14 protein-coding genes are annotated in these 15,757 nt (G+C 57.7%); 4 read left to right on the forward strand and 10 right to left on the reverse strand.

Going from position 1 to position 15,757, the window contains the following annotated elements; genetic code table 11:
- Positions 1-123: 123 nt before the first annotated feature.
- From ACZYSM_RS11925 to ACZYSM_RS11960, 8 genes are all read right to left on the reverse strand, one after another.
- The gene (locus tag ACZYSM_RS11925; RefSeq protein ID WP_401116171.1) at positions 124-858 is read right to left on the reverse strand and encodes an amino acid ABC transporter ATP-binding protein; all 735 of its coding nucleotides are present in this window, start codon (positions 856-858) and stop codon (positions 124-126) included.
- Complete coding sequence (locus ACZYSM_RS11930; RefSeq protein WP_489071688.1) at positions 855-1,526, reverse strand: amino acid ABC transporter permease; 672 nt, start codon at positions 1,524-1,526, stop codon at positions 855-857. Before ACZYSM_RS11930 ends, ACZYSM_RS11925 begins: the two co-directional genes overlap by 4 nt.
- Complete coding sequence (locus ACZYSM_RS11935; protein WP_489071689.1) at positions 1,526-2,272, reverse strand: amino acid ABC transporter permease; 747 nt, start codon at positions 2,270-2,272, stop codon at positions 1,526-1,528. Before ACZYSM_RS11935 ends, ACZYSM_RS11930 begins: the two co-directional genes overlap by 1 nt.
- Before the next feature lie 192 nt (positions 2,273-2,464).
- Positions 2,465-3,379: a glutamate/aspartate ABC transporter substrate-binding protein gene (locus tag ACZYSM_RS11940; RefSeq protein ID WP_489071690.1), complete on the reverse strand. Its 915-nt coding sequence runs from the start codon at positions 3,377-3,379 to the stop codon at positions 2,465-2,467.
- Positions 3,380-3,737: 358 nt separating this feature from the next.
- Positions 3,738-5,276 (reverse strand): glycerol-3-phosphate dehydrogenase, encoded by a 1,539-nt coding sequence (gene glpD, locus ACZYSM_RS11945; protein ID WP_489071691.1) that lies wholly within the window; start codon positions 5,274-5,276, stop codon positions 3,738-3,740.
- A 270-nt stretch (positions 5,277-5,546) separates the two neighbouring features.
- Positions 5,547-6,302 carry a DeoR/GlpR family transcriptional regulator gene (locus tag ACZYSM_RS11950; RefSeq protein ID WP_489071692.1) on the reverse strand — a complete coding sequence of 252 codons (756 nt, stop codon included), beginning with the start codon at positions 6,300-6,302 and terminating at the stop codon, positions 5,547-5,549.
- A 95-nt stretch (positions 6,303-6,397) separates the two neighbouring features.
- Entirely contained in the window at positions 6,398-7,903 is a 1,506-nt protein-coding gene (glpK, locus tag ACZYSM_RS11955) for a glycerol kinase GlpK (RefSeq protein ID WP_489071693.1), read from the reverse strand.
- A 76-nt stretch (positions 7,904-7,979) separates the two neighbouring features.
- Positions 7,980-8,831: an MIP/aquaporin family protein gene (locus tag ACZYSM_RS11960; RefSeq protein ID WP_489071694.1), complete on the reverse strand. Its 852-nt coding sequence runs from the start codon at positions 8,829-8,831 to the stop codon at positions 7,980-7,982.
- A 382-nt stretch (positions 8,832-9,213) separates the two neighbouring features.
- Between ACZYSM_RS11960 and ybaK the strand changes: the two genes are divergently transcribed.
- Complete coding sequence (ybaK, locus tag ACZYSM_RS11965; RefSeq protein WP_489071695.1) at positions 9,214-9,684, forward strand: Cys-tRNA(Pro) deacylase; 471 nt, start codon at positions 9,214-9,216, stop codon at positions 9,682-9,684.
- Between the two features lie 119 nt (positions 9,685-9,803).
- Positions 9,804-10,586, forward strand: coding sequence for a PhzF family phenazine biosynthesis protein (locus tag ACZYSM_RS11970; RefSeq protein WP_489071696.1), 783 nt, complete (start codon positions 9,804-9,806; stop codon positions 10,584-10,586).
- 116 nt (positions 10,587-10,702) lie between these two features.
- Here ACZYSM_RS11970 and ACZYSM_RS11975 read toward each other — a convergent pair whose 3' ends face one another.
- On the reverse strand, positions 10,703-11,812 hold the full coding sequence (locus ACZYSM_RS11975; protein ID WP_489071697.1) for an ABC transporter ATP-binding protein: 1,110 nt from the start codon (positions 11,810-11,812) through the stop codon (positions 10,703-10,705).
- Positions 11,809-12,729, reverse strand: a complete 921-nt coding sequence (argF, locus tag ACZYSM_RS11980) for an ornithine carbamoyltransferase (RefSeq protein ID WP_419118469.1) — start codon at positions 12,727-12,729, stop codon at positions 11,809-11,811. Before argF ends, ACZYSM_RS11975 begins: the two co-directional genes overlap by 4 nt.
- A gap of 420 nt (positions 12,730-13,149) precedes the next feature.
- Here argF and ACZYSM_RS11985 point away from each other — a divergent pair, with 420 nt between their 5' ends.
- Both ACZYSM_RS11985 and ACZYSM_RS11990 read left to right on the forward strand, forming a co-directional pair.
- A complete protein-coding gene (locus tag ACZYSM_RS11985) occupies positions 13,150-13,416 on the forward strand; it encodes a hypothetical protein (RefSeq protein ID WP_489071698.1) in 267 nt (88 codons plus the stop codon).
- Between the two features lie 139 nt (positions 13,417-13,555).
- Positions 13,556-15,664: a molybdopterin oxidoreductase family protein gene (locus ACZYSM_RS11990; protein ID WP_489071699.1), complete on the forward strand. Its 2,109-nt coding sequence runs from the start codon at positions 13,556-13,558 to the stop codon at positions 15,662-15,664.
- The last annotated feature ends 93 nt before the right edge of the window (positions 15,665-15,757 follow it).

A 15,757-nucleotide genomic window follows, 5' to 3' on the forward strand; every position in this document is an offset into this window, starting at 1 on the left:
AGATGTAGGAGCGAGCTTGCTCGCGATAGCCGCGTAGCGGCGGGGTATCAGTCACCCCGCGTTATCGTTGGCGTTCATCGCGAGCAAGCTCGCTCCTACAGGGGGCCGCGTATGCCTCGAAGATCAGTGCTGCAGAATCTTCTCGAGGAAGTGCTGGGCACGATCGGAGCGGGCGTTGATATCACCGAAGAACTCTTCTTTCTTGCAGTCTTCGATGATCTTGCCCTGGTCCATGAAGATCACCCGGTCCGCCACTTTACGGGCGAAGCCCATTTCGTGGGTCACGCACATCATGGTCATGCCTTCGTGAGCCAGTTGCACCATCACGTCGAGTACTTCGTTGACCATTTCCGGGTCGAGCGCCGAGGTCGGTTCGTCGAACAGCATGACAATCGGGTCCATCGCCAGCGCACGGGCAATCGCCACACGCTGTTGCTGACCACCGGAGAGTTGGCCCGGGTGCTTGTGGGCGTGGGCGGAGAGGCCGACGCGCTCAAGCAGTTGCAGGCCTTTCTTGGTGGCTTCTTCCTTGCTGCGGCCCAACACCTTGATCTGTGCGATGGTCAGGTTTTCGGTGATAGTCAGGTGGGGGAACAGTTCGAAATGCTGGAACACCATGCCAACGCGCGAGCGCAGTTTCGGCAGGTCGGTCTTCGGGTCGGCGATGGACGTGCCATCGACCACCACATCGCCTTTCTGGAACGGCTCCAGAGCATTGACGCATTTGATCAGGGTGGATTTGCCGGAGCCGGACGGCCCGCACACCACGATCACTTCGCCTTTTTTGACTTCGGTGCTGCAGTCAGTCAGTACCTGGAAGTCGCCATACCACTTGTTGACGTTCTTGATAGAGATCATACGGCAAACCTTTTTTGTAGACGCTTGACCAGCTGCGAGGCGGCAAAGCTGATTATAAAATACACCAGACCTGCGAAGACCAGGAACTCATTGGAGCGGCCGATAATGTCGCCACTGGCGCGCGAAGCATTGAGGAAATCCACCAGACCGACCGCGTAGACCAGCGAGGTGTCCTGAAACAGGATGATGCTCTGTTGCAGCAGCAGCGGGGTCATCTTGCGGAACGCTTGCGGCAGAATGATCAAACGCATCATCTGGCCATACGTCATGCCCAAGGCTTGGGCAGCGCCCATCTGGCCCTTGGGAATCGACTGCACGCCAGCCCGGACGATTTCGCAGAAGTAGGCCGCTTCGAACATCATGAAGGCCACGATGCACGAGGCGAACGCGCCGATCGGGGTGTCTTCGCCGGTGATCCAGCGCAGTACGAACGGCACCGCCAGGTAGAACCAGGTGATGACCAGCAGCAGCGGGATCGAGCGGAAGTAGTTAACGTAGGCGCCGGCAATGTTCGACAGCAGTTTACTGTGGGACAGGCGCATCAGCGCCAGGATCGTGCCGAGAATGATCCCGCCGGAGACGCCCAGGGCCATCAGCTTGAGGGTCATCACCATGCCGTTCCACAGGCCCGGTGTGGCATGGATGATTCCACTGAAATCTAGGTCCATTATTTACCCCCCACGGAAATCAGGCCGGGCACCGCGACTTTCTTCTCGACCATACGCATCAGCAGCATCAGACCCATGTTCAGGGTGAAGTAGATCAGGGTAGCCAGGGTGAAGGCCTCAAACAGGTTGGCGGAAAACTCGGCAGTCTGTTTTGTTTGTGCGAGCAGCTCCATCAGGCCAATCAGCGAGGCCACGGAGGAGTTCTTGAAGACGTTGAGGAATTCCGATGTAAGCGGCGGAATGATGATCCGGTAGGCCTGGGGCAGCAGCACATTCCAGTAGACCTGCGGCAGCTTGAAACCCATGGCGCGAGCGGCGGCTTCCTGGCCACGAGGCAGCGCCTGGATACCGGTGCGCACTTGTTCGCAAACGCGAGCAGCGGTGAACAGCCCCAGGCACACAACGACGCTCAGGTAGGCCGAAGTGGTAGGGTTGAGGTCCTGTTTGTACCACTCTTGCAAGTTGGCCGGCAGCAGGTCGGGCACCAGGAAGTACCAGATGAACAGCTGAACCAGCAACGGTACATTACGGAAGAGTTCCACGTAGCAGGTGGCGATACCCGATACGAAACGGTTCGGTACGGTGCGCATGACGCCGAGTATCGAGCCCAGCAGCAAGGCGATTATCCAGGCCACCACGGCGATGGCAATGGTCCAGCCCAAACCAGTGATGTACCAGTCGAGATAGGTCTCACTGCCAATGCCAGTGGACTTGAAGAACACGCCCCAGTCCCAGTTGTAATTCATTAGGGTCTCCCCTCAGATCGATCGATGTACAAGCACCTGCTTGGGGGAAGTCCATTCCCATCTGACGTTGACCGTCAGGCACACGCTATCGGCTCGACAACCACCGGTTCGAGTGTTTCCAAAAATGCCAGCAGGTAGTGACAGACTCCTGAAAGAGCTTTCGCCCCTTCAGGATGTAAGGTTAGTCAGAAATCAGGATTTCTTTTCGTCAGCCGCTTTGTCGGTCGGATTTGCGATCAATGCCTTGAGCTCGTCGCTCATCGGGAACATCAGATTCAAGCCCTTTGGCGGGATTGGCTGCATAAACCACTTTTCGTAGATCTTGTTGATTTCGCCGGACTTGTAGGTCGCGATGATGGCGTCGTCGACTGCTTTCTTGAACGGTTCGTCGCCCTTGCGGACCATGCACCCGTAAATTTCGTAGGACTGTGGAGTACCGGTCACGGCCCAGTCAGTCGGCGTCTTGGCCTTGGCCATTTCACCGGCGAGCAGTGCGTCGTCCATCATGAAGGCAACGGCACGGCCACTTTCCAGCATCTGGAAGGACTCGCCGTGGTCTTTGGCGGAGATGACGTTCATGCCCATCTGCTTGTCGGCGTTCATCGACTTCAGGATGCGCTCGGACGTGGTGCCGGCGGTGGTGACGACGTTTTTGCCTTTGAGGTCAGCGAAGTCTTTGTACACGGAGTCTTTTTTGGTCAGCAGCTTGGTGCCGATTTCGAAGATGCCGACGGAGAAGTCAACTTGCTGCTGACGCTCGACGTTGTTGGTGGTGGAGCCGCATTCCACGTCCACGGTGCCGTTCTGCACCAGCGGGATACGGGTTTGCGAGGTGACCAGGTTGTACTTGACGTTGAGGTTCGGCATGTCCAGGTCTTTTTTGATGGCTTCGACGATTTTCAGTTGAATATCGTGGGAGTAGCCGACCGGTTTGCCGGAAGCGTCTGCGATGTAGGAAAACGGAATGGACGCGTCGCGATGTCCGAGGGTGATGGTGCCGGACTCTTTGATTTTCTTCAGTGTGCCGGTGAGCTCGGCTGCGAAAACTGGAGTGCTAATCAGAGCAACAGCGATTGCTGCGCCCAGAAGATGGGGAACGATACGCATCAAATTTTCCTCGACATTGTTTTTTTTATGAAGCCAGTTCATCGGCCTTTCTGTACTGCAAATACCTTGAGGGCTTCTGAAGTGTGGGCACATCAGGCATTCGTCCAAGAGTGTAGAGCATGACTCGTGCCAGGCCAGGTGAGTAAGATCAAGTTGTTGATTTAAAAGGATATTAAATATTTATGGCGACAATTTAGCGGATGAAATATCCGGTAAACCGAATCAGGCTGTAAGGTGCGTTCGGAAAACCGAATGATTGATCGGCATTCCTCGCCCTCTGTAGGAGCCAGGCACTTGCACAAATAAAAACGCCCCCGAACCTTTCGGCTCAGGGGCGTTTCAATGACCGGAAAAACGATCAGGCCGCTTCGATCTTGCTGCGGTTCTGTTGAACTTTGTCCAGATACTGCTGCAATTGCTGCTGCTCTGCCGGGGTAGTGAACAATCCTAGTTTGCTGCGGCGCCACAGAATGTCGTGAGCGCTCACGGCCCATTCTTCACTGCACAGATAATCGACTTCACGAGTGTAGAGGCCGCCACCAATGTGTTCGCCCATGTCGCTAAGATTCTGCACGCCCTCCAGCAAGCGCCAGACGCGGCTGCCATAGGTGGTGGCCCAGCGGCGAGCGATTTCGCTCGGGACCCAGTCGAATTTATCGCGGATCTTTGAGCACAATGCCTGTGGGGTGGTCATGTCTTCGCCGCCTGGCAGTGTCGACTGAGCGGTCCAGCTTGGCTTGATGTCTTTGAAGTACGGCGCCAGTTGCGCCAGGGCCGATTCGGCCAGTTTGCGATAAGTCGTCAGCTTGCCACCGAACACCGACAGCAGCGGCGCTTCTTCGGCGTTGCCGGACAACGCCAGGGTGTAATCGCGGGTTACGGCCGATGGGTTGTCGGATTCGTCGTTGCACAGCGGACGAACACCGGAATAACTGTGCAGGATGTCATCGCGGGTCAGTTGCTTCTTGAAGTGCGCGTTGACCACGTTGAGCAAGTAATCGGTTTCGCCTTCAGTGATCGCGACTTTGGCCGGGTCGCCGGTGTATTCGCGGTCGGTGGTACCGATCAGGGTGAAGTGGTTCAGGTACGGAATGGCGAATACGATGCGCTGGTCTTCGTTCTGCAGAATGAAGGCATTCGGCGCGTCGTAGAGTTTTGGCACGATCAGGTGGCTGCCCTGGATCAGGCGAATGCCGTACGGCGATTCCATCTTCAGGTCATCACGGATGAACTTGGCGACCCACGGGCCGGCGGCGTTGACCAATGCCTTGGCGCGGATCGAGAGCAGGCTGCCATCGGCGCGCTCCAGATGCAGGTGCCACAAGCCTTTGCTGCGACGGGCACTGACGCAGCGAGTCTGGGTGTGAACGTGAGCGCCTTTTTCACGGGCAGCCATGGCGTTCAGTACGACCAGACGGGCGTCATCGACCCAGCAGTCGGAGTATTCAAAGCCTTTGCTGATTTGCGCTTTGAGCGGGCTGTCGGCGCCAAACTTCAGGCTCTTGGAACCGGCGAGTTTTTCCCGCTTGCCCAAATGGTCATAAAGGAACAGGCCTGCGCGGATCATCCAGGCCGGGCGCAGGTGAGGGCGGTGTGGGAGCACGAAACGCATCGGTTTGACGATGTGCGGCGCTTTGGCCAGCAGCACTTCGCGTTCAGCGAGGGCTTCGCGCACCAGGCGAAATTCATAATGTTCGAGGTAGCGCAGCCCGCCGTGAATCAGCTTGCTGCTGGCGGACGAGGTGTGGCTGGCCAGGTCGTCTTTTTCGCAAAGGAACACCGACAGACCGCGACCAGCGGCATCAGCTGCAATCCCTACACCGTTAATCCCACCGCCAATGACGGCGATATCGTAGACCTCGGCAAGAGGGGGCGTAGGCAAGGTAGAAGTGGGCATCGGCTGGCCTCGGTCATTCTTTTAATATTTGAATTCGAACATTAATGTTCATTTGCGAAAATTTTAGCGCATAAAGTCAGGCACGGCCAGTCGACTTTGATTGAAAAAACTGATCGAAGGACGCTAAAAGGAAGATTTTCGAACATTTTGATGGACGGGTAGGGATTTGCAGCGAATTCTGTAGGAGCACGGCTTGTCGGCGATGGCGGTCTTGAGTACGCCATCGCCGGCAAGCCGTGCTCCTACAGTGGTTTAACCGCGTTCCGCGGCTTAAACCACTTCCAGCCGAATCTTGTGCTGACTCAGTAGCTGCGCCAGCGCTGGCACCGGCGCGTGATCGGTGACCAGGCAATCGATCAGGCTGATCGGTCCCAGTCGAACCATGGCGTTACGACCAAATTTACTGGAGTCGGCCGCCAGTATTACTTGTCGGGCATTGGCGATGATTGCCTGGGACACCCGCACTTCCTGATAGTCGAAATCCAGCAGGCTGCCGTCTTCGTCGATGCCGCTGATACCGACCAAAGCGAAGTCGACCTTGAACTGGTTGATGAAATCGACACTGGCCTGGCCGACGACACCGCCGTCGCGGCGAACATTGCCGCCAGCGAGCAAGACTTCGAAATCATCCTTGGCACTGAGGATCGAGGCGACGTGCAGGTTATTGGTGATCACCTTGAGCTGGCTGTGATTGAGCAGCGCCCGGGCGATGGATTCGGTGGTGGTGCCGATGTTGATGAACAGCGAGGCGTGATCGGGAATCTGGGCGGCGATGGCTTCGGCGATGCGTTGTTTTTCATCGCGCATTTGATCGGCACGCATGGCGTAGGCAGTGTTTTCTACGCTTGAATCGTAAGCAGCGCCGCCGTGATAGCGACGCAACAAATTTACTTCCGCCAATTGATTGATATCGCGGCGGATGGTCTGCGGGGTTACGACGAACAGCTGTGCCATTTCCTCGATGCTGACGTAACCGCGTTCGCGGACCAGCTCGAGGATTTGCTGCTGACGGGGAGGCAGATTCATGGGGCTTCCTTTGGGCTGCCGTGCAAAATTTGCCCATGATGCCGCACGAATCCACTCCCTGCCAGTTACATGCTGATACGAGTCAGTGCTCTGGCTTATTTAGCCTCTTCGTGCGGTTCCCAATCGCGGGTGCGGCTCACCGCTTTTTTCCAGCCGGCGTAGAGTTTTTCCTTCTCGGCTTCGGCCAGATGAGGTTCGAATTCGCGCTCGATCACGGCCTTGCCACGCAGTTCATCCAGGCTTCCCCAGAAGCCACAGGCCAGACCCGCCAGATAGGCAGCGCCCAAGGCCGTGGTTTCACGCATTTGTGGGCGTTCGACGTGAGTGCCGAGAATATCCGCCTGGAATTGCATCAGGAAGTTGTTCGCGACTGCACCACCGTCGACGCGCAGGGCTTTAAGGCGTTCGCCCGAGTCCTGTTGCATGGCGTCGAGCACGTCGCGGGTCTGGTAGGCGATCGATTCCAGCGCCGCGCGAATGATGTGATCCACGCGTACGCCACGGGTCAGGCCGAACAGCGCTCCACGGGCATATGGGTCCCAGTAAGGCGCGCCCAGACCGGTGAAGGCAGGGACCAGGTACACACCATTGCTGTCTTTGACCTTGTTGGCAAAGTATTCGGTGTCGTGAGCGTCGTTGATGATTTTCAGCTCGTCACGCAGCCACTGCACGGTGGAGCCGCCGTTGAACACTGCACCTTCCAGTGCGTAAGCGACTTCGCCGCGTGGGCCACACGCGATGGTGGTGAGCATTCCGTGATTGGATTTCACGGCCTTGTCGCCGGTGTTCATCAGCAAGAAGCAGCCGGTGCCGTAGGTGTTTTTCGCCTGGCCTGGCTCGACGCACATCTGACCGAACAGAGCAGCCTGTTGGTCGCCAGCAATGCCGCCGATGGCGATACCGCTTTTGGTGTGGCCGTAGATTTCCGAGGACGACTTTACCTCTGGGAGCATTTCCCGCGGGATATCCAGTATCTCAAGCATCTTCGCATCCCACTCCAGGGTGTGGATGTTGAAGAGCATGGTCCGCGAAGCGTTGGTGTAGTCGGTAACGTGGGTCTTGCCGCCGGTAAATTTCCAGATCAGCCAGCTGTCGATGGTGCCGAACAGCAACTCGCCGTTGCGGGCGCGTTCGCGGCTACCTTCGACGTTGTCGAGAATCCACTTCAGCTTGGTGCCGGAGAAGTACGGGTCGGTCACCAGACCGGTGGTTTCGCTGATGTACTGTTCATGGCCATCGCGTTTGAGCTGCTGGCAGATCTCGGTGCTGCGTCGGCACTGCCAGACGATCGCGTTGTAGATCGGGCGGCCGCTGGTCTTGTCCCAAACCACGGTGGTTTCGCGTTGGTTGGTGATGCCGATGGCTGCAACCTGATCGTGATGCAGGCCGGCTTGAGCCAGGGCCTCGACCATCACCGCACTTTGGGTGGCGAAGATTTCCATCGGGTCGTGTTCGACCCAGCCGGCTTGCGGGTAATGCTGGGCGAATTCGCGCTGAGCGGTACAGACCACATTGGCGTCGCGGTCGAAAATGATCGCTCGGGAGCTGGTCGTACCCTGATCGAGGGCAATGATGTAGTTCTTATTCTGAGTGTCGGTCATGTCGATTGCCTTGGACGAAATAAGGAGTGGGTGGGGGCGCGAGATCAGGGTTGGGCAGGATTTCGCGCCGCCGCTTTCAAGAAACTTTTACTTTGCCGTCAATGGCACGTTCTGCATCCGTTGTAGCAGGTATGGCGCTGGGTAGATGGCGGGCAATCAGCCCGCGATAGGCGGCAGCGCCGAGGCAGGCACCGATGATCGGTGCAAAAATCGGAATCAGGAAGTACGGAATATCGCGCCCGCCGGTGAAAGATATTTCACCCCAGCCGGCGAAGAAGGTCATTAGTTTAGGTCCGAAATCCCGCGCAGGGTTCATCGCAAAACCGGTCAGCGGGCCCATCGAACTGCCGATAACGGCAATCAGCAGACCGATCAGCAGCGGCGCCAGTGGACCCTTTGGCAGACCATTGTTGTCGTCGGTCAGGGACATGATCACGCCCATCAGGATGGCGGTGATGATCACCTCCACCAGAAATGCCTGGCCCGTCGACAAGGCAGGGTTCGGGAAGGTCGAGAACACCGAGGCCAGTTCCAGGCTGGCTTGTGTGCCGCGAACCATGTGGTGCGTTTGTTCGAAATCGAAGAACAGGTTGCTGTAAAGCGTGTAAACCAACAACGCTGCGCAGAAGGCGCCTGCGACCTGGGAGAAGATGTAGAACGGCAGTTTACGCTTCTCGAAATCGGCGAAAATGCTCAGCGCGATGCTGACGGCCGGGTTCAGGTGAGCGCCGGAAACACCAGCGGTCAGGTAGATCGCCATGCTGACGCCGATCCCCCAGATGATGCTGATTTCCCATAGGCCAAAGCTGGCGCCCGCGACTTTGAGCGCGGCAACGCAACCAGTGCCGAAGAAAATCAATAAAGCGGTACCCAGGAACTCGGCCATGCATTGGCTCGAGAGCGAAGGTTGTTGCAAAGCAGTCGTCATTGAAAACCTCGTTTTTTGTTGTTGTTTGGCGCTTTTCAAAATGCTCAGAGCGCGATTTTCACCAAAGCAAGAATCCCCCATCGTTGCCTCGGCTTGCTGCTGGTACGACTTTGGAACTGTTGGATCCATATTCAGATTCGAAAAAATATAGACAAGAAACACTGATGTCAAAGGTCGAAAGTGAACCGTCGGTCATTTTTTAGCTATTGGCCGTCTGAATGATCGCGTTGTGGGCTCAGGGGAATGCTTCAGGTGAGCGGGGTGCTTGCCCATGAATTCAACGAACAGCATGCGGAACGACTGCGCAATAGAGCCTTTTACCCACTGATGACCTAGAATCTTTCACCAGCGTTTTTCTCCATTGGCCAGGCCCGGAGCTGCCATGACACCTGCATTGGATTTATTGAAAAAAGTTCGTGCCGAACATCGAGTGCACAGTTACGAACATGATCCGAAGGCTGCTTCCTATGGCCTGGAGGCTGCGGAAAAGCTTGGGCTCGATCCGGCTCAGGTGTTTAAGACGCTGTTGGCCTCCAGCGAAAAGGGCGAGTTGTTGGTGGCGGTGGTGCCGGTCGTTGGAAGTCTGGATTTGAAGGCGCTGGCCCATGCGGCGGGGGTGAAAAAAGTCGAGATGGCAGACCCGGCTGCCGCTCAACGGGCGACCGGTTACCTGCTGGGCGGGATTAGCCCGCTGGGGCAAAAGAAGCGTTTGCGAACTTTCGTCGATAACAGCGCCCAACCCTTTGCCAGTATTTTTGTCAGCGCGGGGCGCCGAGGCCTTGAAGTCGAGCTGTCGGCTGCGGTGTTGGCCGAGCACACCCAAGCAAAGTTCGCCGATATTGGTCGGGCTTGAGCTCTGGCGTCGATCTTTTGAATCGGTGCTGTATGGCGAAAATTACTCTTCTCTGTGCCTAGTGCCGGATCACGTCCGGGCGCATGCTCGGCGTCGCATGTTCAAGGAGAGGTGTGGTTATGCAACTTGAGTTTCATCAGGTCGACGCGTTCAGCGAACGCCCGTTCAGTGGGAATCCGGCAATGGTCTATCGGCTCGACGCGTGGCTCGCCGATGAGCTGATGCAGAAGATTGCCGCCGAGCACAATTTGGCCGAAACCGCTTTTCTGGTACGCGAAGGTCAAGGCTGGCATATCCGCTGGTTCACCCCGACGACTGAAGTTCCTTTGTGCGGTCACGCCACTTTGGCCAGCGCCTACGTCTTGTTTGAGGTTTATAAGGAGCCGGTCGAGCGACTGGACTTCATCAGCAAGTCCGGCCCCCTGAGCGTCAGCCGTGAAGGCGAGCGTCTGTGGCTGGATTTCCCGGTGGTTGTGCCCCGTGAGGTTGGGGTGACGCTGGATGTGGAGCGCGCGCTGGGGGTTGAGGCGGTCGACGTGTTGGGCTGCAACGAATTGTTTGTGGTACTGGCGTCCGAGCAGGCCGTGCTCGATTGCAAACCGGACATGACCGCGTTGGCGAAATTGCCGTGGCTTGGCGCGATCGTCACGGCACGGGGTAGCAAGCACGACTTCGTCTCGCGTTATTTCGCCCCGGCGATCGGGATCAACGAAGATCCGGTGACCGGTTCGACCCATTGCAGCCTTATCCCGTACTGGTCGCAGCGTTTAGGCAAGTCGAGTCTGACGGCGTATCAATGTTCGGCGCGGGGAGGGGAGTTGTTCTGCCGTCTGGAAGGCGAGCGAGTGAAGATCGGCGGCAATGCGACGCTGGTGGCCAGCGGAACGCTATTGCTGGGTTAAACGAAAATCCAATGTGGGAGCGGGCTTGCTCGCGAAAGCGGTGTAACAGTCAACAATGATGTTGAATGTTATGGCCCCTTCGCGAGCAAGCCCGCTCCCACATTTACCGCGTTGGTTCAGCTAGCGGTGCTATACCGCCGAACACCAGATTCCACCACTGGAATATGCGCCGCCAAGCTCCCGGATGCCTGAAACAACACCAGATGTTCTGCCGCGACACGAATGCCAACGCCGGCACCCACCGTGTGATCAGCATGGCTTGGGAAGATCGACTCCAGCTGGCTACCGGTCGGTAACTGCAGGCGATACAGCGTCGATGCGCCGAGGAAGGTCTTGCCGATGATTCGTGCTTTCAGCTCGCTGTCCGGTGCATAGACGATATCGTCCGGACGCAATAGCACGTCGACAGCGCCGCCAATCGGCCATGTATAAGCACGATTGCCGCGCAGTACACCCAGTTCGGTCTGCACCGATTCCGGGCTGAGTAACTGACCGCGAATGAAATAACCCTGGCCGATAAAGCTCGCTACAAAGGGCGTCAGCGGCTCGTGGTAGAGGTTATACGGCGTGTCCCACTGCTCCAGTCGACCTTCCTTGAATACACCAACATGATCGCTGACCGCGAAGGCTTCTTCTTGATCGTGGGTGACCAGAATCGCGCTGGTGCCGCGGGCTTTGAGAATGTCCCGCACCTCATGGCTGAGCTTGCGGCGCAGTTCGCCGTCGAGGTTGGAGAAGGGCTCGTCGAGCAACAGCAATTGCGGTTCTGGCGCCAGTGCGCGAGCCAGCGCGACACGTTGCTGCTGGCCGCCCGACAACTCATGGGGAAAACGCTTGCCGAGGTTTTTCAGGTTGACCAGTTCGAGCAGTTCTTCGGTCACGCGGTCCTTTTGCGGATGTTTGCGGATCCCGAAAGCGATGTTCTCGGCCACGCTCAAGTGCGGAAACAGCGCGTAGTCCTGGAACACCATGCCGATCCGTCGTTTCTCGGGCGCCAGGGTGAAACCGGCGCTGGAGATGACTTCACCGGCCAGTTTTATTTCACCTTCGTGCACCGGCTCGAAACCGGCAATCGCCCGTAGGGTAGTGGTTTTGCCGCAACCGGATGAGCCGAGCAGGCAACCGATATCCCCGGCATTGAGGTGCAGGTTGAGGTTCTGCACGACCCGTTGGTCTTGGTAGCCGCAGGCCAGGTTACGCAGGTTAAGCAGTAGTGGCTGGCTCATGCGTGGTGGTACGCCGGCTCGACCAGAAACTCGAGCAGGGCTTTTTGTGCGTGAAGACGGTTTTCCGCTTGATCCCAGGCGACAGAACGTTGGTCGTCGAGCAGATCGAGGCTGATTTCTTCGCCACGGTGAGCAGGCAGGCAGTGCATGAACAGCACGTCCGGTGCGGCCATATCGAGCAGGGCGCGAGTCACCTGGAAGGGCGCGAACAGCGCGAGGCGCTTGGCGGTTTCCTCTTCCTGACCCATGGAGGTCCAGACGTCAGTGCTGACCAGATGAGCGCCAATCACCGCATCCCGAGGGTCGCGGACGATGGTCACGCGATCACCGGCCTTGGCGACAAATTCAGGGTTCGGCTCGTAACCTTGCGGGCAGGCAATACGCAGTTGGAAGTCGAACTGAATGGCGGCTTCTATATAGCTGTTGCACATATTGTTGCCGTCGCCGATCCAGGCGACAGTTTTACCCTGGATCGAACCGCGGTGTTCGAGGAAGGTTTGCATGTCAGCCAGCAACTGGCACGGGTGCAGGTCATCGGACAAACCGTTGATCACTGGCACGCGGGAGTTGGCGGCGAATTCGGTCAGGGTGCTGTGGGCAAAGGTACGGATCATCACTGCATCGAGCATGCGCGACATGACGATGGCGCAATCGCCTATGGGCTCACCACGGCCCAATTGGGTATCGCGCGGCGACAGGAAGATCGCTTGGCCGCCCAGTTGGATCATGCCGGCTTCGAAGGAGAGACGGGTACGGGTCGAGGACTTCTCGAAAATCATCCCGAGAACGCGGTTTTTCAGTGGCTCGAAGAGTACGCCGCGATTACGCAGGTCCTTCAGCTCGATGCCTCGACGAATCACGCTGACCAGCTCTTCGGGCGTGCAATCCATCAGGGAGAGAAAGTGCCTTGCGCTCATCATTAACTACCTTTTTGCAACAGACCGCAGATACTCAAAGCCGGGTTTATTCGAAAAACGGGCGAGACCTGCGGCGAAAGCCGCACGGGGCGACGAAATAGGGGAAGGCGCGATCTTGACATTAAATGTCGCGTCTTTCCAATAGGCTACGGTTTTTAGGGGAGTTCAGCGGTGCTACGAGGAGGTCGCGGTAGCGCTTTTGAAGCCTGTTTCCTGACAGTAGCCCGCTATTTGTACACTGCCCTCGCGCGGCTTGGCAATCAAACAGGGCGGGCAAAGCACCGTAACGGTCAGTTTCTGACTCGCTAGCCGGGACTTTTGTGGACCTGATCTACAAGGCTGGCTCGCTCAGCAGAAAAGTGTGCTAATGCAAAGTGCTGGGCTATAAAGGTGTCACGAGCGACACAAGGAATTTCTGGAGTGGAATCAAAAGAACCGCAGTTGATGGAGCTATTGGGACTCACTGCACGCTCCCTGACCCACCTCACCGCTTCCATGACCTCGATGTCCTACGAGCTGTTGCGCAGTGAAGACGAAGTGACCAAGGCTGCCGGCCGCCGCATGGCAACCATCAGCACCGGGCTCGACGAGCACTGGCGGCAGATCGGCGAACTCACTGAGGTCCACATGACCCAGGAGCAGATCGATACCATTCAGGACATTCAGTTGCAGAGCCCGCCAGGCTGAGTCTTTGCGGGGCCACATCGGCTGGGCTGATGCCCTTCGATTCACAAGACGAACGTCGCTGGCGCAGCAGCCGGTCAGGCACCATAGTTTTGTTCCCGCAGCCTCACGCTGGTTGCCCAGAATAAAATAGAGACTGGCCATGACCAAGACTCTCCATCACCGTGCCTGCCATCTGTGTGAAGCCATCTGCGGCTTGACCATCGAAACCACTGCGGTTGACGGCGCTGCCGTGCAGATCACTTCGATCAAGGGTGACCCGCAGGACACCTTCAGTCGCGGTCATATCTGCCCCAAAGCGGTAGCACTGCAAGATATCCAGAACGATCCGGATCGCTTGCGTCAGCCCATGCTCAGGGTTGGTAGCGAATGGCAGCCAATCGAGTGGGATGCGGCGTTTACGCTGGTAGCCGAGCGGCTTGGAGCGATTCAGGAGCGTCATGGACACAATGCCGTGGCGATTTATCAGGGCAATCCCAGTGTGCATAACTATGGGCTGATGACCCACAGCAATTATTTTCTCGGTCTGCTGAAAACCCGTAACCGGTTTTCCGCGACCTCGGTCGACCAATTACCTCAGCACCTGAGTAGCCATTTGATGTATGGCCACGGCTTGCTGCTGCCCATTCCGGACATTGATCACACCGACTTCATGCTGATCCTGGGGGGCAATCCATTGGCCTCCAACGGCAGCATCATGACTGTGCCGGATGTGGAGAAGCGCTTGAAGGCGATCCAGGTGCGGGGCGGTAAGGTTGTAGTGGTCGATCCACGGCGCAGCGAAACGGCGGCCATCGCCGATCAGCACCTGTTTGTCCGCCCGGGTGGCGATGCGGCACTGTTGTTCGGGTTGCTCAACACCTTGTTCAATGAAGGCCTGACTCGCGAGAGCCACTTACCTGTGGAGGGTCTGGACGAGGTCCGCCAGGCGATCAGCCGCTTCACCCCCGAGACGATGAGCCCGCTTTGCGCAGTCCCTGCCGAGCAGATCCGCCAATTGGCGCGGGACTTCGCGGCGGCGGACAAAGCTGTCTGCTATGGCCGGATGGGCGTCTCCACCCAGTCGTTCGGCACTGTGTGCCACTGGCTGGTGCAGTTGATCAATCTGGTGACCGGCAACCTCGACCGGGTGGGCGGTGCGCTGTGCACGGAACCTGCGGTGGACCTGGTGGCTTCGACCTCGGGTGGGCATTTCAATCTCTGGCAAAGCCGGGTCTCGGGGCGTCCGGAGTATGGCGGCGAGTTACCGGTATCGGCGCTGGCCGAAGAAATGCTCACCGAAGGGGAAGGGCAGGTACGGGCGCTGATTACGGTAGCCGGAAACCCGGTGCTGTCGACACCCAATGGCCGGCAGCTGGAGCAGGCGCTGGACGGACTGGAGTTCATGCTCAGCATCGACTTGTACATCAACGAAACCACCCGTTATGCCGACTTGATCCTGCCGTCGACCTCGGCGTTGGAGAATGATCACTACGACACCACGTTCAATATGTTTGCGGTGCGTAACGTCAGCCGTTTCAATCGGGCGATTCTGGCCAAGCCTGAAGGTGCGTTGCACGATTGGGAGATATTTGTCGGCCTGGCTCAGGCCTTTGCTGCGAAGACCGGCAAAGAGTTGAAGCCGACCATTGCCCCGGCGCAAATGATCGACCGAGGGTTGCGTGCGGGCCTGTATGGAGATGCTTCGGCGCATAAGTTGTCTGTCGCTACCTTGTTCGACCATCCCCATGGGATCGATCTGGGGCCGCTCAAAGCCAATCTTGGGCCACGCTTGAAGACTGCAAATCAACGTGTTCAGGCGGCACCGGCAGCGATTCTGGCTGACCTGGCGCGTTTTGCCGCACAACAAGCGCCGTTGGCCGATGAACTGCTGATGATAGGGCGTCGGCATGTGCGCAGTAACAACTCCTGGATGCACAACTATCACCGCTTGGTGAAAGGCAAACCTCGTCATCAATTGCTGATGCACCCGGATGACCTGGCCAGTCGCGGCCTCAGTGATGGGCAGCGGGTGCGTGTCAGCTCGCGGGTCGGAGCTATCGAAGTTGAAGTGCTGGCAAGTGTTGAGATGATGCCGGGTGTGGTCAGTCTGCCTCATGGTTGGGGGCATGCGCGGCCAGGTGTGCAAATGGGTATCGCTACCGGCCAGCCAGGTGGCAGCGCCAATGACCTTACTGATGAGCGACAGCTGGATGAGCTTTCGGGCAACGCGGCGTTGAACGGCGTGCCGGTTAAAGTGGCGGCGACCTGAGTGCTGCTGGAGAAAATCTGCGATGATGAGTGTCTGTCGGGGAGGCCGAGCATGGCGCTCGGCTTTCCGTTACAATGCGCCACCGTGCCGACA

The sequence above is a fragment of the Pseudomonas sp. F220 genome (genome assembly GCF_057813935.1).